The sequence below is a fragment of the Virgisporangium aurantiacum genome (genome assembly GCF_016863635.1).
Lineage (GTDB): Bacteria > Actinomycetota > Actinomycetes > Mycobacteriales > Micromonosporaceae > Virgisporangium > Virgisporangium aurantiacum.
The window spans coordinates 105,217-125,677 of sequence record NZ_BOPG01000033.1 but is presented as its reverse complement, the minus strand read 5'-3'; the positions used below and the strand labels follow the sequence as shown (position 1 = coordinate 125,677).

The window sequence follows — 20,461 nt, the reverse complement described above, 5'->3', positions numbered from 1 at the left end:
CGCAGCGGCTTTCCCGTGTCAACCCGCCGGAGACCGGTACGCGGCGTCGAAGAAAGCGACCTCCAGCCGCATCGCGCGGCGGTACACGACTGCGGGGCCGTCGCCGTCGGCGTACGTGTCGAGCAGGCGCTCCAACGTCGCGGCCAGCGACTCGAACCCCGGGTCGGCATAGGTGGTGACCCACTCCGCGTACCGCCCGTCGACCGGGCCGGCCGCGAGTTGCCGACCCAGGTACGCGTACAGCTGCATGCACGGTGTCATCGCGGCGCACGTCAGGCCCACACCGCCGAGCGAGGCGGTGGCGAGCAGGAAGTCGGTGTACGCCGACGTCGCCGGGCCCGGCGACACCGTGCCGAGGTCGATCCCCCACTTCTCCGCGTACGACGCGTGCAGCCGCAGCTCGGCCCGCACCCCGTCGAGCAGGTCGGCGAAGGCGTCGAGACCGGCGCGGTCGGGGCTGTGCGCGATCGCCAACGCGTACGCGCGGGCGAAGGACTCGAGGAAGTAGGCGTCCTGCGCGACGTACCCGGCGAACCGGTCGCGGCCCAGGCTCCCGTCGGCGATGCCGCGCACGAACGGATGGGCGAGCGCGGCGGCGGCCAGATCGGCGTTCGCGTGCCAGAGCGACCGGGCGAGGCTCACGCGGTCACTGTAGTCGGCGCGCCAGGCCGGCACGCGTCACTCGGTGAGGAGGGCGAACGGCGCCATCACCCGGGCCGTTTCCTCCGGCGACAGCTCCAGCGTCGTACAGATCCGCCGGGCCTGCTCGCCCGTTCCCATCAGGTCTCCCACCGCGGTCGGGTGCCTGTCGACGACCTTCTGGTACTGCGCCGCCGCCAGGTCGATCTTGCGCTGCAGGAGATACACCTCGCCCAGGGTGCAGGCGGGCCACATGTTGGCGCTGTCGCCCCCGTTCGACACCAGGGGGAACACCTCGTTCGCCAGCGAGTCGGCGAGGTCCGTTTCGCCGAGGAACAGCGACTTCGACGCCGCGTTGATGCCCGTGTAGTAGTCCATGGGATCGCCTTGGAACGCGGTCAGGTACAAGTCGCGCGACTTGCGGAGGTGCAGCGTCTTGCCGGTCTCCCGGTACCGGCCGTCCCAGGCGGCCGCGAGGATGCCGAGGGTCTCGGGGTCGTTGTGGCCGGCGGCCTTGAGTTCCGACATCACGTCGATCGCGTCCTGGTAGCGACCGAGGCGGCGCAGTACCAGGCCCTCCAACTGCCGCGCGCGGAACGACCCCGGAAAGAACGTGCCCGCCCGCGCGAGCACCTGCCGCGCCTTCTCGTAGCTGCCCAGCCGGATCAGACCGTGCGCGGCCGCCAGGATCGGGCCGGGCGACGCCAGCATCGCCGGGCGGTCGGACGTGCCCATCGTCAGGAGCGTGCCCGCGTTTCCGGCCTCGATCGCGCCACGGATCTGCACCATCGCCTGCTTCGCGTCCTCGTCGACCCGCTGCGCCAGCACCACCGCCTCCGGCGCCAGCGTGATCCCCCGCATGCCGCACATCAGCCTCAGCAGGTTGACGCCGCTCGGGCCCTCCGGGTTCTCCTTGAAGTCGACGTACAGGTCCTGCTCGGCGAACAGCGGCAGCGGCTCATGGTCCAGCTTGCTGAAGACGTAGTTGAACCCGCCGGCCCGGTTGCCCAGGTTCCGCATCGCATTGCGTTCGCTCTGGCACCATTTCGAGTCCTTGGTGTGGCTCGACCAGACGATCACGCCGGACGAACTTGCCTCCAGCGCGTTGGCCAGGCTCGCCTCCAGGTTCGCGCCCGGTACCAGGTCGTACTGATCGAGGAAGGCGTTCCAGCCGGCGAGCTTGAGGGCGTCGTACAGCGCCATCGCCCAGGTTCGGTCGGACGACCGGTAGCTGATGAACGCGTCGTAGGTGTTGCCGTCGCGGGGACGGGGTTCTGGGGCGAACTGCAGCCACTGCTGGAACAGTTCCGCCTGATGCCGGGAGTCGTCACCAACCGGTGTGTCGCCCATGGAAGTCTCGCTTTCAGGAATTTCAGGTCACGGCGCGAACGAGCCCAGATGCGCGAGGGTGACGCGCTCGGCCAGCGCGTCTCCGACCTTCTTGAGATCGGGGACGTTGTCGACGTCGTCCATCTTCCGGAGCCTGCGCGGGTCGAGCGCCTTCAGTCGTAGATCCGCCAGTCCCGCCTCGGTCAGTTCGGCGTTGTATCGGACGTAGAGGAAGGCCTTGCCGGTGTCGATGTCGAGCGGAAGCAACGAGTCCGGCACCTGCGGGTCGGTCGGGATCAGATCGTGCAGTTCCCGGTCGATGATTCCGCCGTAGCGGCACCGGCCGACCACGCGGCAGTTCACGTCCTGGTCGACGGCCGCCTGCGACATCAACGCGGAGAGGGTGTTGAGGGCCGCCTCGACGACGTTTGTCGACGGGTCGTCGGTGCCGACGCCCGGCACCGGCGCGCTCCCCGTGCCGACCGACACGACGAGCAGGCGCTTCTCGCCGGTCTGCCAGCCGAGCCGGTAGGCCGGCTCGGTCGCCATCCGGTACATCAGGAACGCGCAGTTGTTGTACGCCGTCGTGCCGCCGTCGACGAACACGAACGCCTTCGCCGGATCGGCCGGATCCCAGGGGATCGTCTCCGGCGGAAAGAACACCGGAGCCGCGGTGCTGGCGCGCACGAGCTTCCAGAGCGGGATCCTGAGGTTGCAGTCCGGGCGGCTCAGATCGTTGTATTTGGCCGCGGGGTTGGAGCTGATCGGCCACGCGGAGTCCGTCGTCGCATTACGGGTGACGACGACGAGAAGACACTTCAGGTTCTGCGGCCGGAGGTCGGCGTCGCCGAACGTCTCCTTGAGGGTCCTGATCAAACCACCGTCGCCGTACAGCGCCTGCCACTTCTGCCAGATCCGCCGCCGCTCGAACGCGACCGAGCCGAACCGCTCGTAGAAGTCCGCGATCTCCGCCACCGACATCCCCGAAGCCAGGCCGGTGGCGATGATCGCGCCGGTGCTGGTGCCACCGATCAGGTCGAAGAACTGGCACAGGCGGTAGTCCGGATCACCGGTTCGCTTGCGCAGTTGGGTCTCCAGCTCGGCAAGGACGCCGAGGGTGATCACCCCGCGGATGCCGCCCCCGTCGAGGGTGAGAATCTTTCGCGGACCCGGCGTCCGGTACCGCTCCGCGAGCGGGCCCCACGCCGTCCAGTCGTCAGCCATGGTGATTCTCTCGATGCCGTGTGCGCGGACGCGTCCAGCTACGCAGCGTAGGACGGCTTGGACAGCGCGTCCACCTTCTACACTCCGTCGGCTGAACGTTGCGTGGCGGTCGCGGGCAGCCGTGCGGCCGCCACCAGACCCACGATGGTGGTCACGGCGAGGACCACCATCGCGAGCGCGTACGAGCGCTCGGGCGTCTTCGTGATTCCGGCGACCAGGATCGTGCCGGCGATCGCGCCGCCGAGCGAGGACCCGAGGTTGGAGACGCTCCGGGACAGTCCGGAGATCTCGCCCTGCAGCTCCTCCGGGAAGCTCGACTGCACCACGTTCACCGACGGGGTCAGCATTCCGCCGAGCCCGAACCCGATCAGGAACAGGCCCGGAATGAACGCCCACGCGCTGTCGGACCTGCTCACCATCGGCAGGAGCAGTGCGACGCCCACGATGCAGATGCCGAACCCGGCCATGATGAGCGTGCGCTGGGCGCGCCGCCGCGCAAAGCGTTCGGCGCCGAGCGAGGACAGCAGCAGACCGAGGGTCGTCGCCGTGTAGATCACGCCGGTCTCGATCGCGTTGTAGCCGCGGACGACCTGCAGATAGGCGGAGACCACGAACGACACGCCCATCAGCAGCAGCCACTGGGTGTTCTGCGTGATCAGGCCCAGGTTCGACGTGCGGTTGCGGAACAGCGACGTCGACAGCAGCGCCTCCCGGCCCACCCGCTCCCGGTGCCGGACCCACGCGAAGAACCCGGCCAGTACGAGGGCACCGGCGACGATCAGGGCGACCATCAGCCAGCCGTTGTTGTCGGCCGCCAGGATGCCCACCACCACGAGGACCAGCCCGAGGGCCGACAGCACGGCGCCGACGAAATCGAACCGTTGGGTCGGGTCGGCCGGCAGTGGCTCCGGGACCCGGCGGGCCAGCACGATGATCACGACGATCACCAGCACCTGGAAGATGAACGCCGCCCGCCAGCTGATCGCCGAGGTGATGAACCCGCCGATCAGCGGTCCGGCGGCCGCGCCGATGCCGCCCAACGCGCTGATCGCGCCGAACGCGCGGGCCCGCGAGACCAGGTCGGGGAAGATCAGCGTCGTGAGGATGTAGACGGGTGGGATCAGCAGCGCCGTGCCGATGCCCTCGAGGATCGAGTTGCCGATGATCAGCACACCCAGGCCCGGCGCGACCGCGCTCAGCAGCGCACCGACGCCGTACACGATCAGGCCGAGGATGAACAGCCGCTTGCGGCCGTAGCGGTCGGTCAGCTTGCCGCCGGGGATCATGAGCGCGGCCATCACGAGCAGGAAGATCGTGATCGCGAGCTGCACGCCCTGGACGGTCGTGTCCAGGTCGGTGCTGATGTCGTTGATCATGACGGTCATGTTCGAACCGGCGAAGCTGCAGATGAACTGGGCGAGGGCGAGCGGGATCAGCGCACGCCGAAGCGCCTTCGACGGAGCTTCCGAAGCCATGTCGGGCAGCGTCCCGTCGATGACCGGCGGAAGCATCACCCGCACGGAATGAGGCGCCGGGACATCGACGCCGGAATCCTGGCGTCATGCCCGGCTACCCGCTCATCGCTGATCACGGCCTGCTCGGTGACCTGCAGACCGCCGCACTCGTGGCCACCGACGGATCGATCGACTGGTTCTGCGCGCCCCGGTTCGACTCGCCGAGCGTGTTCGGCGCGCTGTTGGACCACGACCGGGGCGGTCACTGCCGGGTGCGGCCGACCGTGGAGGTCTTCACCAGCAAGCAGTTGTACCTGCCGGACACCGCCGTCCTCGTCACCCGGTTCCTCACCGAGGCCGGCGTCGGCGAGGTCGTCGACTTCATGCCCGTCACCGGCGCCACGGCCGCCGTGGACCGGCACCACATCGTGCGCATGGTCCGGTGCGTGCGGGGCCGGATGACGTTCGCGCTCGACATCGCCCCCCGGTTCGACTACGGCCGCGAACCGCACGAGACCCACCTGACCGAGAGCGGCGTGGTGTTCCACGGCGCCCGCACGGCCATGACCGTCCACCTGATCAGGGAACCGGACGACGAACGGCTGGCCAGCATCCGGGTCGACGCCGGCGACGTGCACGCCGAGTTCGCGCTGGAAGCGGGGCAGACGCGGGGCATCCTGCTGGAGACCGGCGCGGCCGGTCCGATTCAGGAGGTCCGGGTGGACGCGGCGTGGCGGCTGCACGACGGGACCGTCGCGTTCTGGCGGAACTGGCTGTCCCGGTCGACGTACACCGGACGCTGGCGCGAGATGCTCAACCGCTCCGCGATCACGTTGAAGCTGATGACGTACGCGCCCACCGGCGGGCTGGTGGCCGCGCCGACGGCCGCGCTGCCGGAGCAGATCGGCGGCGAACGCAACTGGGACTACCGCTACACCTGGGTCCGCGACGCGTCGTTCTCCGTGTACTCGTTGCTCGGCATGGGTTTCACCGACGAGGCGGCGGCACTCGGACGCTGGCTGCGCGACCGGGTCGACGAGCAGACCGACGTGAAGAACGGCGGCGGCCCGCTGAACATCATGTACCGGGTCGACGGGTCGACCGATCTCACCGAGGAGGTCCTGGAGCACTGGGAGGGCTACCGGGGGTCGGCGCCGGTCCACATCGGCAACGGCGCGGCCGGCCAGTTGCAGCTGGACATCTACGGCGAGGCGCTCGACAGCATCTACGCCGCCGATCGGCACGGGATCACGGCCGGCCACCACGGGTGGTTGCGGATCCGCGACCTGGTCGACTGGGTCGCCGAGAACTGGGACCAACCGGAGGAGGGGATCTGGGAGACGCGCGGGGGCCGGCAGGACTTCACCTACGGCCGGCTGATGTGCTGGGTCGCCCTGGACCGGGGCATCCGGCTCGCGACGGCGCACGGACGGCCGGCGCCGTTGGAGCGCTGGCACCGGGAACGGGACGCGGTCTACAACCAGATCATGGACCGCGGGTGGAGCCCGACCCGGCGGGCCTTCCGGCAGCACTACGCCTCGGACGTCCTGGACTCCTCGCTGCTGCGGATGTCGACGGTCGGTTTCATCACCCCGACCGACCCGATGTGGACGTCGACGCTCGCGGCGATGGACGGGGAACTGGTGACCGACAGCCTCGTCTACCGGTACGACCCGGAGGCCTCGCCGGACGGGCTGCGCGGGTCGGAGGGGACGTTCTCGTTGTGCACGTTCGCCTACGTCGACTCGCTGGCGCGGGCCGGGCGGCTGGAGAAGGCGCGGGAGACGTTCGAGAAGATGCTGACCTACGCCAACCATCTCGGGCTGTACTCCGAGGAGGTGGCGCTCACCGGCGAGCAGCTCGGCAACTTCCCGCAGGCGTTCACCCACCTGGCCCTCGTCGACGCCGCGATCACCCTGGACAAACGGCTCGACCGCGCCGGCCGGTAAGCCGCGGGTGAAGCCGGTACCGCGCCGGTACCGTGCTGTCCGTGCAGCTGGTGCGGGTGCTCGGTCCGGTCACGGTGCTCGCCGCCGACGGCCGCGAGCTCGATCCCGGCGCCCGCCGGCATGCCGAGGTGCTGGCGCTGCTGGCCGCGCACCACGGCCGTCAGGTGAGCGCGGAGACCCTCGCCGACCTGCTGTGGCGGGGCAGGCCACCGCCGTCGGCGGCCACCACCCTGCAGGGCTACGTCTCCCGGCTGCGCCGACTGCTCGAACCGGGGCGCGCGGCCAACGCCGTGCCGACGTCGATCGTCACGGTCGGCGACGGGTACCGGCTCGACCTGCCCACCGACGCCGACCGGTTCGAAGCGGAGGTGCGCCGGGCCCGCGAGCTGACCGACACCGCACCGGCGGCCGCCGCCGACCTCGTCGCCGCGGCGCTGGCGACATGGCGGGGACCGGCCTACGCCGAGGTCCGCGACATCGACGCCGTGCTCCCGGAGGTGCACCGCATCGAGGAGCTGCGCGTCGTGGCGCGCGAGGAGCACGCCCGGGCGCTGCTGGCCGCCGGAGCGGACGCCGAGGTGGTGCCCGACCTCCGGCGCCTGGTCGCGGAGTACCCGATGCGGGAACGGGGGCCGGCGCTGCTCGCGACCGCCCTGTACCGCAGCGGCCGGCAGGCCGACGCCCTCGCGGCACTGCGCGACCTGCGCGACCGGCTCGTGGCCGAGCTCGGCGTCGACCCGGGCCCGGAGCTCGCGGCGCTGGAGCGGAAGCTGCTCAACCAGGACCCGACCCTGCTGCCCGCACCGGTGGCGACGACCCGGCCGCGCGGCGGGTTCGCCGGCCGCCGCGCCGAACTCGCCGCGCAGCGGCGCGCCTGGGAACAGGCGCGTGCCGACGGCATGTCGACGGCGGTCGTCCGCGGCGAGGCCGGCATCGGCAAGACCCGGCTGGTGGAGGAGCTGGTGGCCGGTTCGGGCGCCGAGGCCCGGTGGGGACGCTGCCCCGCCGCTCCCGGCGCACCCGCCTACTGGCCGTGGGCCCAGGTGCTCGGCGAGCTGCCCCGGATCGACGCGGCGATGGAGGCCGGCCGGTTCGCCTTCGGCCTCGACCTGGCCAACCGGCTGCGCGACCTGGCCGCCGGCCCGCCCGTCATGGTGGTGCTCGACGACGCGCACCTGGCCGACCCGGACTCGCTCACCGTGCTGGAGATCGCGCTCGACACCCTCGGCGACGTGCCGCTGCTGCTCGTCCTCACCGCCCGCGACGATCCGCCCCGCGCGCCGGCCGAACTGGGCCGGGTCCTGGCCGCGATGGCCCGCCGCCGCGGTCACGTCGACGTCCGGCTCGCCGGCCTGACCGTGCCCGAGGCGACCAGCCTCCTGGCCTGGATCGGTGGGCGGCCCGACGACGCCGAGGCGCTCACCGCCCGCAGCGGCGGCAACCCGTACTTCCTGACCTCGCTCGCCGCGCTCGGCCCGGACGCCGAGGCGCCCCGCGACGTCCGCGACACCGTCCGGGCCCGGGTCGACGCCCTGCCCGACGGCGGCGCCGAGCTCATGGCCGCGCTGTCGCTCGCCGGTCGCGATCTCCCGGTCACCGTCGCCGCGGCCGCCGCCGGCCGCACCACCGACGCGATCGAGCAGGCGCTGGCCGCGGCCCTGCGGGCCGGGCTCGTCGCGGAGCCGGCACCCGGCTGGCTGCGCGTCGGCCACGACATCGCCCGGGAGGCGGTCGCCGCCGACCTCGATCCGGTCGGCCGGATCGCGCTGCACACCCGCCTGGCCGACGCCCTCGCCCGCGCCGGCGCCGCCGGGACCGGCGTCAAGCTTTCCGGTGCGGTCGCCGAGCACCGGTTGGCCGCGGCCGCCGGTGCGCCCGACCACCGGGCGGCCGGCGCGGCCCTCGACGCCGCCCGGGACGCCCTGGCCGGAGCCGCCCTCGACGAGGCCGCGACCTGGGCCGAGCGCGGGCTCGCCGTCGCCACCGGAGACGAGGTGCGCGCCGACCTGCACCGGGTCGCGGGGGTCGCGGCGCGGCGGGTCGGACGGCTGGAACGGGCCGAGGACGAGCTGCGCCGGGAGGCGGACATCGCCCGTCGCCGCGGCGACTGGACGCGGCTCGCGGAGGTGGCGCTGGAGTCGGTGCCGGGCGGGATCGGTGGTTACTGGGCCCTGTTCGGCATGCCGCTGCTCGGGCCGGACGCCCTCCTCGCGGAGGCGCTCACGCATGCGGACGCGATGCCGGCGCCGCTGCGCGCCCGCCTGCTCGCCGCCGAGGCGACCCAGCGGACCGGCGCCGACCGGCCCGGTGGTGCCGACCTGGCCGCTCGCGCGCTGGCGGAGGCCGGCGACGACCGCGACGCGCGGGCCCGCGCGGTGGTGGCCTCGATCCTGGCGGCCTGGACCCCGGACACCGCGCCGCGGCGCCTGGCCCGGGTCGAGGAGCTGCTCGGGCTCTGCACCCACGACGCGGGACTGGAGGCCACCGCCACCCACCTGCACCGCTGCGTGCTGCTCGAACTCGGCCGGCTGAGCGAGTCGGCCCGGGCCGACCGCCGGTTCACCGCGATCGCCGGGCGCACCGGTGACCCCGACCTCGCGCTGCTGGACGCGTGGTGGCGGGCCGGCCTGCACCTGGTGCGCGGGGAGTCGGACGCGGCCCGCGCGATGGCGGCGTCGGCGGCCGGCACCGCGGCGCTGGCCTCGCCCGCGGCGGCGACCCTCGACCGCATCTCCCGTGCGACGGTCGAGGGCATCGCCGCGTGGCACGACGGCCGGCTGATCGACCTCGTCGGCGACGCGGCCGACCTCGCCGCCGACGCCGACCCGGCGTTCCTGCTCGTGGTCGCGCTCGGCCACGCCGAGGCGGGACACCGCGACGTCGCGCTGCCCGTCATCGACCGGCTCCTCGCCGCGCCGCCCGCCGGGCAGCGCCGCACCTCCTGGGCGGTCATGCTCGCCGCGGCCCTCATCGCGCTCGGCGACGCCGATCGCCTCGCGGGGCTGCTGCCCGACCTGCGGTCCTACGGCGAGCAGACCGTCGTGCTCTGGCCGGGCATGGTCGTGCTGGGCCCGGCCCGGCTCTACCTCGGCGGCGCGCTCGCCGCGCTCGGTGAGGTCGCCGCGGCCCGGCAGGCCTTGACGGCGGCCCTGGACCAGGCACGGGCGCTGCGGGCCCGCCCGTTCGTCGAGCGGGCCGAAGCCCTGCTGGCCGGCCTGCCCACCTGATCCCCGCCGCCCGAGGCGAGGCGGCCCTCTTCCTCGTCCCACAGGCGACTGCGGCCGGACACCAGCCGGGCACCAGCGCCGCCGGCGACGCTGCTTCGCACATCCCACACCTCAAGGAGACATCGTGAACGCGTTCACCCTGCGCCGGCTCAGCGGCATGGCCGCCGTCGCCGCCGGTCCGCTGTGCCTCATCGGCGGACTGACCCACCCCATCGAGGACGGGCACGCCCACAGCCCCGAGGCGCTCGCCCAGCCGCACACGCTCGGCTCGGCGGCCCTCCTGACCGGCACGGTCCTGCTCCTGCTCGGCCTGCCCGGCGTGTACGGCTGGATCGGGCCGCGGGCGGGCCGGCTCGGGCTCGTCGGCTACCTCCTCTACTTCCTCGGCAACCTGCTCAGCGCCGTGCCGCACCTCGTCCTGATGACCTTCGCCTCGTCCGACCTGGCGCACCACCACCCCGGCATGGTCTCGACGAAGGACGCGGTGATCGCCGCGCCGGCGTTCGAGGCCGAACAGCTCGTCAGCGGCATCGGGCTCGTGGCCGGCCTGCTCGTCTTCGCCATCGCCCTGGTCCGGACCGCCGGCCTGCCCCGGTGGGTGGGCTGGACCGGCATCGCGGGCGCCGTGGTCGCCCTCGCGCCGCTGCCGGTGCTGCCCGTGGTCACCGGTCTGCAGTTCGAACTGCTGCGCGGTGCGATGCTCGTCGGGCTCGGCGTGCTCGCGATCCGCTCCACCCGCGTGGCCGTCGCCGCGATGCCGAGTCCGGCGCTCGTGGCGTGACTTACCCGGCGGGGGCTTCCTCCTCGGGAGGCTCCGCATCCGGTTCGGCTCTCTCCTTGGCGAAGATGCGATCCTCGTCGAGCGCCGACGTCTGCACGACGAGCACGTCGCAGACGGCGTTCCGGACGACGCCGGCGGGAACCGATCCCAGCAGCTGCCCCTCGCTCGCGCCCAACCCGCGGTTTCCCACGACGATGAGGTTCGCGGGGTTGACGCCGACCGTGTCGAGCAGGGCCTGTGCCGGGTCGCCCGGGACGAGCCGCTGCTCGATGTGCCTGGCCCGCTCCCGGGTGAGCTCGGTGACCGACTTTTCCAGGGCCTCCCGGGCGGCGTCGACCCCGTACAGGTCGCGGTGCACCCCTTCCGCGGGGGTCGATGCCGGGTCGCCGTCGCGGTACGCGGTGACGACGACCAGCCTGGCCTGCGCGGCCTGGGCCACCTCCGCGGCCCGGTCGACGGCGTACAGGCTGGTCGCGGTGCCGTCCGAACCGACCACGACCCGTTCGTACACGCTGATGCTGCGCTTGCCGCCGAGCGGCACGATCGGGGACTCGTCGGCCTCGTCGGGCGGGTTCACCCAGAGCATCGCCACGGCGCCGATGCCCAGGAGCACACCGGCGAGGATGATCGCGTTGCTGCCCTTGCCGTCGAGGAGATGCGTGAAGATCCAGCCGAACGTCACCGTCTGGATCAGCATCGGCACCACGATCATCATGTTCAGGATGCCCATGTAGACGCCGGTCCGCTTGGCCGGGACCATGCTGGCGACCATCAGGTAGGGCACGCCCACCGCGCTGGCCCAGAAGACGCCCAGGCCGATCATCGGAACCAGGGCGACGTACTGGTTGGAGATGTGCGCCAGCCAGACCAGGGACACCGCGGCCAGGCCGAGCGTGATCGCGTGGACCCGCTTGGCCCCGATCCGCTGCGCGAAGCCCACGAGGAACAGCGCGGAGACCATGGTGACGAAGTTGTAGGTGGCGTTCTCCAGGCCGCTCCAGGCGATCGCCTGGTCCCAGGCCGTTCCGCCCTCCTCCGGCGTGGCGTCGAACACCGTCTCGCCGAGGCTGACCGCGACGAACTGCCAGTAGATGAACATCGCGTACCACTGGAAGAGGAACACCACGCCGATCTTGTGCATGGCGACCGGCATCACCCGGACGGCGTCCGCGATCTCGCGAACCGCGTGGTGGAGCCCCTTCGGCGCCGCGCGCATCTCCTCGAGATCCTCCGGCGACGGAGTGATCTCCTTGGTGCGCGCCATCGCCGTCAGCACGGTCAGCAGGATGCAGAACGTGCCGATCATGAAGCAGACGTACATCCAGTACGGGACGCCGTTGCCGGCCGTCGTCTCCAGCGACGACACCTTCTGCAGAAGGAACAGCGACAGGTTGGCGAGCACCGCGCCCGCACCGGTGAACATGCTCTGGGTCAGGAACCCGCGCGCGAGTTGCGATTTGGGCAACCGGTCGGAGATGAACGCCCGGTACGGCTCCATCGAGGTGTTGTTTCCGGCGTCGAGCAACCAGAAGCACACCACGGCCAGCCACAGCACACCGACGAACGGGAACAGGAACAGGATGATCGAGCACAGGATCGCGCCGGCCGTGATGAACGGGCGGCGCCGGCCCCAGCGCGGGTGCCAGGTCCGGTCGCTGATCGCTCCGATCAGCGGTTGGATCAACAGCCCGGTGACGGGTCCGGCGAGATTCAGGATCGGAAGCTGCTCGGGGCTCGCACCGATCAGGAGGAAGAGCGGGTTCACCGCCGACTGGGTGAGGCCGAAACTGAACTGAACCCCGAAGAACCCGAGATTCATCATCAGAATGGCGCGGCCCGACATCAGGGGCTTGCGCTCGACCTGCCCGGATTCCGTGGGGACGGCTTCTGATGTCGCGGTGGTCATGGCGACCCCCTTTTCCCGACGTGATGCGGGTCCGGCCTGTGAATGCGACGCTAAGCCCGGCGCGGGTAGCCTGCAACTTATCGATCAGCGCCGCTGTTCCATCCGGAGAGGAGGCAGCGATGCCCGAGCGGAAGACCCCGGAGCGGAAGACGATCGTGGTCGGCGTCGACGGATCGCCCGGCAGTCGAAAGGCGTTGACGTGGGCCGCCGCCGAAGCCGCGGTTCACGGCGCCGAGTTGGTGGTGGTCAACGTGTGGGAGCACACGCTGATGCCGCCGGCGGGCAGCGTCAGCGTGTCGGAGCACTTCGTGCCCGATTCGAGCCAGCGAACCGCCGACGATCTTGTCCAGGTCATCAAGGACGAACTCGGTGACGACCCGCCGGTGCTCGTCCGGCCGGAGGTCAAGCAGGGCCGGCCGGCGAAGGTGCTCATCGAGGAGTCGGCCGACGCCGACCTGCTCGTGGTCGGCAAGCGCGGCCACGGCGGGTTCGTGGGGCTGGTGCTGGGCTCGGTCAGCCAGCACGTCGCCGCCTACGCGAAGTGCCCGGTGACCGTCGTCCACTGAGTCCCCGTGACCCCGGTCACCGAAGTTCACGCCCGGTGTGGGCGGCGCCGTCCCGTGGTCGTCGCACCCACCGGAAGGAACCACCCATGCACACGCTCGCCATCGTCGTCACCGTCGTCGCCGCTCTCTGGGTCGGCTTCTCGGCGTTCTCGCTCCTCCGCCGCGCCGCGTGGGTCGTCGAGCCGCTCACCGAGTACGGGGTCCCGCGCTCGTGGTGGCCCCGGCTCGGCGTCGCGAAGGCGGCCGGCGCGGTCGGGCTGCTCGTCGGCCTGGCCGTGCCGGTGGTCGGGGTGCTGGCCGCTGTCGGCCTCGTGCTCTACTTCACCGGCGCCGTGATCACGGTGCTGCGGGCCCGGGCGTACGGGCACGTGGTGTTCCCGACGCTCTACCTGGTGCCGGTGGTGGCCGCGCTGACGCTCGGCCTCGTCGGCTGATCACGACGGCTGCCGGGATATCCGGATTCGTCAATATGTGGGTAGTATCTGCCCGCCGCGGGATGATCCACGGCACGGCAGAAAGGGAGAACCCATGCGAGAGAAGGTGGGATCGATCGGCGACCGCATGCTGGCCGTCTTCGTTCCCAGAGAGCGGGCCGGCGCCTGCCCCTGCAGGCCCGGGGGCGACGGGCACTACCAGTACCGGTGCAACGGGCTCGACTATCAGCGCCGCTGGTGCGTCGACACCTGTAACTGCTCGTTCAACTGCGGCTCCTGGGTGCACTACGGCTACTGCACCTAGTCAGGTCCCCGGCCGGCGTGGTGCGGATGCAGCGGAGGTCGCTCCACGCCGGGCGGGTCAGCCCCGGGACCCGATCAGGTGGGCCACGGTCGCCTGCTCGGCCCGTTCGCACGCGGCGCGCACGTCGGCTGCCGGCACCGGGTGGCTCAGGCCGAAGCCCTGGGCGTAGTCACAGCCGAACCGGCGCAGCAGGTCCAGCGCCGCACCGTGCTCGACGCCCTCCGCCACCACCGACAGGCCCAGGTTGTGCGCCAGGTCGATCGCGCTGCGCACCAGGACGGCGTCCTCCGAGTCGTGTGTCAGGCCCATGATGAACGTGCGGTCGATCTTCAGCTCGTCCACCGGCAGCCGCTTGAGCTGGACCAGCGAGCTGAACCCGGTACCGAAGTCGTCGATCGAGACCTTGATCCCCCGGTCGTGCAGCACGCGCAGGGCCGCCACCGCACGCTCGGGCTCGGTCATCACGCTGTTCTCGGTCAACTCCAATCGGAGCAGGTGCGGCGGGAGACCGGCGTCGTCCACCGACGCGCAGACCCGCGCGACGAACCGGTCGTCGAGCAGGCAGCGCGGGGACACGTTCACGGCGACGACGAACGGTCTGCCCTCGTCGTTCCAGCGGGCGGCCTGGGCCACCGCGGCGCCGAGCAGGTGGTAGGTCAACGGGACCTCGAGGCCCCGCGACTCCGCGATCGGCAGGAACTCCTGCGGGTGGAGCAACCCGCGCTGCGGGTGCTCCCAGCGGGCCAGCGCCTCGACGGCGGTGACCACGCCGTCGGCGATGTGCACCTGGGGCTGGTAGTGCAGGGTCAACCGGGCCTGCGGGTCGCCGGCGTCGAGCAGCGCGCGCAGTTCGCCGTAGAGCGTCATCCGGTCGGCCGCCTCGGCGTCGTCGAGGCCGGGGTCGTAGACGGCCACGCCGCCACCGGCACCCTTGGCCCGGTACATCGCCGCGTCGGCCCGGCGCATCAGGTGGTCACCGGCGCCGTGCATGGGTCCGAGCACGATGCCGATGCTGCCGCTGACGGCGGCCAGGCCGGCTTCGAGCGAGAAGTCGCGCCGCAACGCGTCGGCCACCTCCGCGGCCACATCCTGCGCGCCCGCCACATCGCGCACGGTGGACAGCATGATCGCGAACTCGTCGCCACCGAGTCGCGCCACGACGTCGCCGGTCCCGACGATCCGACGCAAACGACGCCCGACCTCGATGAGCAACTCGTCGCCGGCGTGGTGGCCGAGGGTGTCGTTGACGCCCTTGAACCCGTTGAGGTCCATGAGCATCAGCGCGACCTGGTGGTCGCCGTCCTGCTTCGCCGAGGCCAACGCGGCGTCGAGGTGGGAGTGGAACAGGATCCGGTTCGGCAGGCCGGTGAGCGGGTCGTGCAGCGCGGAGTGCCGGCTGGCGTCGGCGTGCTCGGTCAGGCGGCGCTGGTCGCCGAGCACCATCCGCCAGATCACCGCCACGAGCGCGAGGCCGACGGCGAAGCCGATCGACGCGCCGACCAGCATCCGCCGCTGGGTCTGGTGTAGCCGCGCGGCGGCGCTCTCGGCCTCGGCGTGGAAGTCGCGCGCGACCCGGTCGATGTCGCCCTGCAGCGTGTAGTACGCCGGCGTGGCCTCGAGCCGGTCCAGCGCCATCCGCGCCGGGTCGCGGTCGGCGACCATGACGATCAGCCGTTCGGCAAGCTTCCGGTAGCGGTCCTGCGCGGTCAGGAGGCGTCTGGCGTGGGCGCCGGCCTTGCCGGCGTCGGCGGCGACCACCCGGGACAGGACGTCGACGGCGGCGTCGGCCGCCTTGTCGAACCGCTCGCGCACTGCCGCCGACGGTTCCACCTGGTAGTGACGCAGGTGGACCTCTTCCATCGCGACCACGTTACGCGCCTCGGCGAACATCGCGTCGACCGCGAGCGCGGCGCGCTGCTGCCCGGTGGCCCGCGTGGTGTCGACGTTGCCCCAGATGATGTAGCCGCACAGCGCCATGAGGACGCTCGCCAGGGCGGCGGTGGTGCCCATCCGCCGGCCACGACGGAAGACCGGCGGCCCGTAGACCGCCCGCGCGTCCGCGTCGACAGGCATCGGCACTCCTCCGTCTGGTCGGTCCTCGACCCCCGGCCATCGGCACGCCCGGACCCGACTTGAGCGATGTGACCTTCTCAGGCCACGGCCGGTGCTGCCGATGGTCCGGCATGCGCATCCCCACCGCTCTCGTCGCCGTGCTGGCAGCCGTCACCGTGGCGGCAGGTGGTTGCACCGCCGACCCGGCCGAACCCGCCGGGCCGGGCGTGATCAGGCTCGGTGCGCTGGTGCCCCTGTCCGGCCGCAACTCGCCGTCGGGCGAAGCGATGGTGGACGCCGCACAAATGGCGGTGCGCGAGGCCAACGAGGCGGGTGGGGTGCTCGGCCGGCAGGTCGAACTGATCGTCGGTGACGACGCGTGCGACCCGGGCACGGCCGTCGCCGCGGCCAACGACATGGTCGCCCGCGACATCGTCGTCTCCGTCGGCGGCTACTGCAGCAGCGCGACGGTGCCGACGCTGCGGGTCTTCCGGGACGCCAACGTCCCCATGATCATTCCGCTGTCGAACTCCACGGACCTGCTCGAACCCGGCTACGACAGCATCTTCCTGCTACCGGGCACGGTCGAGGACGAGGCGGTCTTCGCGGTGCAGTCGATGCCCCGCCTCGGCGGGCACCGCCTCGCCGTGGTCCACGACGGCACCAGCTTTCCGCTGACGCTGGCGCAGTCCACCGCCGCGGTCGCCCGCCGCCCGGGCAGTCCGGTGACCCTCGCCGCGGAACTGGAACTCAGCCAGGGCGCGCCGGACTACACCCGGGTGGCCGAGGCCGTCGTGGGTGCCGGCGCGGACGTCGTCTACTTCACCGGTTACTACGCCGAGGGCAACCGCCTCATCGTCGACCTGCGCCGGCTGGGGTTCTCCGGACCGATCCTGGTGGGCGACGGCGCCGCCGACGGGCCGCTGCTGGAGAACCTGACCCCGGCGCAACACGTCGACGTGTACGGCACCCAGCTACTGGTGCCCGACTTCATGCCCGAGATCGCCGACTGGGCGAAGCGGTTCGAGGCCATGGTCGGTTCGCCGCCGGGGCTGTGCACCGTCGAGGCCTACGACGCCGTCACGCTCGCACTCGACGCCATCCGCCGCGCCGGCACGGTCGACCGCGGCGCGGTGCGGGCGGCCATCGCCGGAACCACCCAGTTGGACCTGCTATCCGGACCCGCGCGGTTCAACGCCAACGGCACCCGGACGAACCCGAAGTTCCTGCTGCTGCGCGTGCGCGAGGGCGGATTCGACGCGGTCAGTCCTGCGCCGTCTCGGTGAAGAACTCCGGTGGCGCCTGGAGGTCGTGGGCGCGGAACAGGACGGCGTGTTCGACACCCACTGCCTTGCCGCCCATCGCGGCGAACATCGGGATGATGTCGGCGGGAGCCGGGTGACCCGGAAGCGCGGCCAGGTACGCGCCGTGCGCCTCCAACGAGGCGACGCCGCGCCGCAGCGGCTCCCCCGTGACGTCGACGCCGTGGGTGGCGCCTGAGCCGGGGAGCCCGGGTACGAGGTACCACCGCACCGAGTGCGGTTCGAGGCCGTCGTCGTCGACCTGCTCCGGGAAGACCCACCGGTTGCCCGCGTCACGGATCGCGTCGAGCGTCGCGAGCCCGGCCGCGCGGTGGTCGGCCTGGTCGAAGCCGAACGGCGTCTCGACCTGGAAGCCGCTGCCGAGAACGACGTCGGGCTTGAACCGACGGATCTCCCGGCAGATGTCCCGGCGCAGATCGAGACCGTAGACCAGGACGCCGTCCGGATGTTCGAGGACGGTCAACTGCTTGACGCCGACGATGGAGCAGGCTGCCTGCTGCTCGGCGACGCGCAGGCGGGCCGTCTCCGCGGGCGGGTTCGGCATGCCGGCCTCGCCGCGGGTGAGCAGGAGATAGCCGACCTCGATGCCCCGCGCGGTCCAGCGGGCGACCGCCGCGGACGTGCCGTACTCCATGTCGTCGGGATGCGCGACGACACACAACACCCGACGGAAGGACTCCTCGGGGAGGGCAGGCAGGGTCATGCCGGCCATCCTTTCACGACGGCTGTTGCTTGACTTATATAGGACAACAGGTCGCCTCCATCGACGAATATCCTGCTCCCGGATCTCGCAGGATCCATCTATGCGTGGAGGCGTCATGTCCATGAACCACGGGGGCGTCCGGCAGCGGGTCATCAGTGTGCTCACTGCCGCTTTCGTCGTCGCCGCTCTCATCACCGTCCCGGCCCCGCCGGCCGCAGCCGGCGTCTACAAGTACCTACAGCCCACCACCTGGGCCTACACCGACTCGCGCACGCCCCTGAAGTCCTACGTCAACACCACCGCCGACGCGCCGGTCGGCGCCTGGCTCGACGACCGGGGGCGGCGGCACCGGTCCCGCTCGTACTTCAGCTTCGACATCTCCTCCTATCGCGGCACGCGGCTCATGTCCGCGACGTTCTCCGTGCGCGAAACCGAGGTGAACGACTGCTCGGCCACCCGCACCTGGGAACTGTGGCGCACCGACCGCATCCGGCCCACGACGTCCTGGCTGAACCCGCCGCGCGCCCGCGAAAAGGTGGCCGACATCGGCGGCGAAGGGTGCGGCAGCTACGTCGGTGCCGACCTCACCGAGGCCGTCCGGGCCGCGTTGGCGCGCAACGAAACCACCCTGACGGTGGAGCTCCGGGTGCCGGGCAGGCTGGAGGGCAACGTCCGGTTCGGTCGCCGCGTCGAGCCCGACCCGGCCGTCTACACCGAGTACAACACCCCGCCCGGCGCACCCACCGGCCTCAAGATAGACGGGAAGAGCTGCTCCGACAGCGGAGAACTCTTCATCGCGAACACCACCCCCTACCTGAACGCGACGCTGACCGACCCCGACGCGGCCTCCGGCGGCGGCAGCTCGGTATACGGCAAGTTCGCGATCTGGCCGGTGGACCGGCCGGCCGAGCGGGTCGAGACCCCCGAGAGCTGGGCCGGATACGCGCCCACCACGGCATGGGGGTACACACCGGCGGGGCTGCTGCAGAACGGGGTCACCTACGCCCTCGCGGCCCGGTCGCGCGACCAGGACGACGTGTCGCCGTGGAGCGCGGAGTGCCGGTTCACCGTCGACACGGTCCGGCCGTCGCACGCGCCGACGGTCACCTCCACCGACTATCCCGACGACGGAGGAAGCCACGGCGGCCCGGGCATCGCCGGCGCCTTCACCTTCAGCGCCAACGGTGACCCCGACGTGGTCGGTTACCGGTACGGCTTCTGGAGCCCGTCGGAGTTCGTCGCGGCCGAGACGCCCGGTGGTTCCGTGACGGTCGACATCACCCCGACGAGCCCCTGGAGTCAGTACCTGTACGTGCAGAGCGTCGACCGGGCCGGAAACGTCTCCGAATCGGCCGCCTACGAGTTCAACGTGCGGCAGACCGCGCCGAGCATCGAAGACACCAACCGCGACGCCTGGCTGGGCGATCCCCGGACGCTCGTCTTCCGTCCCGGGATGGAGAACACTGTCAGCTACACCTACCAGCTCGACGACGACGCCGAGCAGACCATCCCGGCCGGCACCGACGGCACCGCCCGGATCACGGTGACGCCGGCGGCCGACGGCACCACCGTCCACCTCTTCAGCACGAACGCGGCGGGGCAGCGTTCGCAGCAGACGTGGATCCAGTTGACACCCCGAACCGCGCCGGTCGTCGAGACCACCGACTTCAGGAACGGCCCCGACTCCGTACCGGTCGGCACACCGGGCACGTTCACCCTGAAGCCGCACATGTACGGCGTGGTCGAGTACGTGTACCAGTTCGACTGGTACGACGGCACCCCGCTCCAGACCGTGGCGGCCGGTCCCGACGGCACGGCGACCGTCCAGTTCACGGCGGCCGACATCGGGCAGCACTCGCTCCGGGTGTTCACGCGCACCGCGGCCGGCGTCGAGTCCGACCCGACGGAGATCGCGTTCAACGCGTCGTCGATCGCGCCCCGGATCACGTCGGCGGAGTATCCGGAGTGGAACACGCGCGGTGGCCCGGGCATCGAGGGAACCTTCACCCTCACCCCGACCGCCGCCGACGTGGTCGAGTACGAGTACCAGTTCAGCCGGCAGCCCGTCCGCACCGTGGCGGCCGGCGCTCCGACGACGATCCGCTGGACCCCGCTCGACTACAACACCGACACCTACGACGGTTCCGTCATGCTGCAGGTCCGCAGCCGCAGCGCCAACGGCCTGGTCTCCGACTGGTACTACTACCGGTTCTGGATCAACGCCCTGGCACCGACGGCCACCCACGACAAGGAATGGCCCGAAACCGCCCACGTCGGTGAACCCGTGACCTTCACGTTCACCGCGCAGTTGCCCGGCTCCACCGAGTTCCTCTACACGATCGGCGACGGCCCCGAAGAGGTCGTGGCCGTCGGGCCGAACGGCATCACCACGGTCCAGTGGACGCCGACCGGGTCGAACTTCTACCACGTGAACGTCTACAGCCGAACCGCAGCCGGCGCCAAGTCGGGCCGCGGGCACACCTCGATCTCCGTCCAGGAGTAACAGGAGCAACGGGAGTAACCCGTTCGGCGGGTGACCCGGGGAAATCCGGGTCACCCGCCGATCCGCTC

The 20,461-nt window shown here is 71.6% G+C and carries 15 protein-coding genes; 8 read left to right on the top strand and 7 right to left on the bottom strand.

All coding sequences use genetic code 11. The features are described 5' to 3' along the window. Nucleotides 1-18: 18 nt before the first annotated feature. The 4 genes from Vau01_RS26235 to Vau01_RS26220 form a co-directional block, all read right to left on the bottom strand. Nucleotides 19-642, bottom strand: a complete 624-nt coding sequence (locus Vau01_RS26235; protein WP_203997389.1) for a TenA family protein — start codon at nt 640-642, stop codon at nt 19-21. 36 nt (nt 643-678) lie between these two features. Then, entirely contained in the window at nt 679-1,989 is a 1,311-nt protein-coding gene (locus Vau01_RS26230; RefSeq protein ID WP_203997382.1) for a toll/interleukin-1 receptor domain-containing protein, read from the bottom strand. A gap of 27 nt (nt 1,990-2,016) precedes the next feature. Further along, complete coding sequence (locus tag Vau01_RS26225; RefSeq protein ID WP_203997380.1) at nt 2,017-3,192, bottom strand: patatin-like phospholipase family protein; 1,176 nt, start codon at nt 3,190-3,192, stop codon at nt 2,017-2,019. 77 nt (nt 3,193-3,269) lie between these two features. Beyond that, nucleotides 3,270-4,703 carry an MFS transporter gene (locus Vau01_RS26220; protein ID WP_239151858.1) on the bottom strand — a complete coding sequence of 478 codons (1,434 nt, stop codon included), beginning with the start codon at nt 4,701-4,703 and terminating at the stop codon, nt 3,270-3,272. A 50-nt stretch (nt 4,704-4,753) separates the two neighbouring features. On the opposite strand from Vau01_RS26220, the gene Vau01_RS26215 reads away from it, so the two are divergent. From Vau01_RS26215 to Vau01_RS26205, 3 genes are all read left to right on the top strand, one after another. After that, nucleotides 4,754-6,595: a glycoside hydrolase family 15 protein gene (locus tag Vau01_RS26215; protein ID WP_203997372.1), complete on the top strand. Its 1,842-nt coding sequence runs from the start codon at nt 4,754-4,756 to the stop codon at nt 6,593-6,595. 41 nt (nt 6,596-6,636) lie between these two features. Beyond that, complete coding sequence (locus Vau01_RS26210) at nt 6,637-9,822, top strand: ATP-binding protein (protein WP_203997370.1); 3,186 nt, start codon at nt 6,637-6,639, stop codon at nt 9,820-9,822. Between the two features lie 124 nt (nt 9,823-9,946). Next, nucleotides 9,947-10,603, top strand: a complete 657-nt coding sequence (locus Vau01_RS26205; RefSeq protein ID WP_203997368.1) for a hypothetical protein — start codon at nt 9,947-9,949, stop codon at nt 10,601-10,603. A gap of 1 nt (nt 10,604) precedes the next feature. Here Vau01_RS26205 and Vau01_RS26200 read toward each other — a convergent pair whose 3' ends face one another. Continuing rightward, on the bottom strand, nt 10,605-12,509 hold the full coding sequence (locus tag Vau01_RS26200) for an MFS transporter (protein ID WP_203997366.1): 1,905 nt from the start codon (nt 12,507-12,509) through the stop codon (nt 10,605-10,607). A gap of 119 nt (nt 12,510-12,628) precedes the next feature. Here Vau01_RS26200 and Vau01_RS26195 point away from each other — a divergent pair, with 119 nt between their 5' ends. From Vau01_RS26195 to Vau01_RS26185, 3 genes are all read left to right on the top strand, one after another. Beyond that, nucleotides 12,629-13,075 (top strand): universal stress protein, encoded by a 447-nt coding sequence (locus tag Vau01_RS26195; RefSeq protein ID WP_203997364.1) that lies wholly within the window; start codon nt 12,629-12,631, stop codon nt 13,073-13,075. A gap of 86 nt (nt 13,076-13,161) precedes the next feature. After that, nucleotides 13,162-13,509, top strand: a complete 348-nt coding sequence (locus tag Vau01_RS26190; RefSeq protein ID WP_203997362.1) for a DoxX family protein — start codon at nt 13,162-13,164, stop codon at nt 13,507-13,509. Between the two features lie 94 nt (nt 13,510-13,603). Next, nucleotides 13,604-13,813, top strand: a complete 210-nt coding sequence (locus Vau01_RS26185) for a hypothetical protein (protein WP_203997360.1) — start codon at nt 13,604-13,606, stop codon at nt 13,811-13,813. A 57-nt stretch (nt 13,814-13,870) separates the two neighbouring features. On the opposite strand, the gene Vau01_RS26180 is transcribed toward Vau01_RS26185, so the two are convergent. Further along, complete coding sequence (locus Vau01_RS26180) at nt 13,871-15,886, bottom strand: putative bifunctional diguanylate cyclase/phosphodiesterase (RefSeq protein WP_203997358.1); 2,016 nt, start codon at nt 15,884-15,886, stop codon at nt 13,871-13,873. 110 nt (nt 15,887-15,996) lie between these two features. Here Vau01_RS26180 and Vau01_RS26175 point away from each other — a divergent pair, with 110 nt between their 5' ends. Further along, on the top strand, nt 15,997-17,151 hold the full coding sequence (locus tag Vau01_RS26175; RefSeq protein ID WP_203997356.1) for a branched-chain amino acid ABC transporter substrate-binding protein: 1,155 nt from the start codon (nt 15,997-15,999) through the stop codon (nt 17,149-17,151). Here Vau01_RS26175 and Vau01_RS26170 read toward each other — a convergent pair. Then, entirely contained in the window at nt 17,129-17,890 is a 762-nt protein-coding gene (locus Vau01_RS26170; RefSeq protein WP_239151857.1) for a PIG-L deacetylase family protein, read from the bottom strand. The genes Vau01_RS26175 and Vau01_RS26170 overlap by 23 nt on opposite strands. Nucleotides 17,891-18,005: 115 nt before the next feature. On the opposite strand from Vau01_RS26170, the gene Vau01_RS26165 reads away from it, so the two are divergent. After that, a complete protein-coding gene (locus Vau01_RS26165; RefSeq protein WP_203997354.1) occupies nt 18,006-20,393 on the top strand; it encodes a hypothetical protein in 2,388 nt (795 codons plus the stop codon). Nucleotides 20,394-20,461: the final 68 nt, after the last annotated feature.

Excerpts from the sequence above, each read along its gene's own strand:
- Vau01_RS26230 (WP_203997382.1), bottom strand. The coding sequence starts at position 1,989 with ATGGGCGACACACCGGTTGGTGACGACTCCCGGCATCAGGCGGAACTG.
- Vau01_RS26225 (WP_203997380.1), bottom strand. The coding sequence starts at position 3,192 with ATGGCTGACGACTGGACGGCGTGGGGCCCGCTCGCGGAGCGGTACCGG.
- Vau01_RS26220 (WP_239151858.1), bottom strand. The coding sequence starts at position 4,703 with ATGCTTCCGCCGGTCATCGACGGGACGCTGCCCGACATGGCTTCGGAA.
- Vau01_RS26215 (WP_203997372.1), top strand. The coding sequence starts at position 4,754 with ATGCCCGGCTACCCGCTCATCGCTGATCACGGCCTGCTCGGTGACCTG.
- Vau01_RS26200 (WP_203997366.1), bottom strand. The coding sequence starts at position 12,509 with ATGACCACCGCGACATCAGAAGCCGTCCCCACGGAATCCGGGCAGGTC.
- Vau01_RS26195 (WP_203997364.1), top strand. The coding sequence starts at position 12,629 with ATGCCCGAGCGGAAGACCCCGGAGCGGAAGACGATCGTGGTCGGCGTC.
- Vau01_RS26190 (WP_203997362.1), top strand. The coding sequence starts at position 13,162 with ATGCACACGCTCGCCATCGTCGTCACCGTCGTCGCCGCTCTCTGGGTC.
- Vau01_RS26185 (WP_203997360.1), top strand. The coding sequence starts at position 13,604 with ATGCGAGAGAAGGTGGGATCGATCGGCGACCGCATGCTGGCCGTCTTC.
- Vau01_RS26180 (WP_203997358.1), bottom strand. The coding sequence starts at position 15,886 with ATGCCTGTCGACGCGGACGCGCGGGCGGTCTACGGGCCGCCGGTCTTC.
- Vau01_RS26175 (WP_203997356.1), top strand. The coding sequence starts at position 15,997 with ATGCGCATCCCCACCGCTCTCGTCGCCGTGCTGGCAGCCGTCACCGTG.
- Vau01_RS26170 (WP_239151857.1), bottom strand. The coding sequence starts at position 17,890 with ATGACCCTGCCTGCCCTCCCCGAGGAGTCCTTCCGTCGGGTGTTGTGT.
- Vau01_RS26165 (WP_203997354.1), top strand. The coding sequence starts at position 18,006 with ATGTCCATGAACCACGGGGGCGTCCGGCAGCGGGTCATCAGTGTGCTC.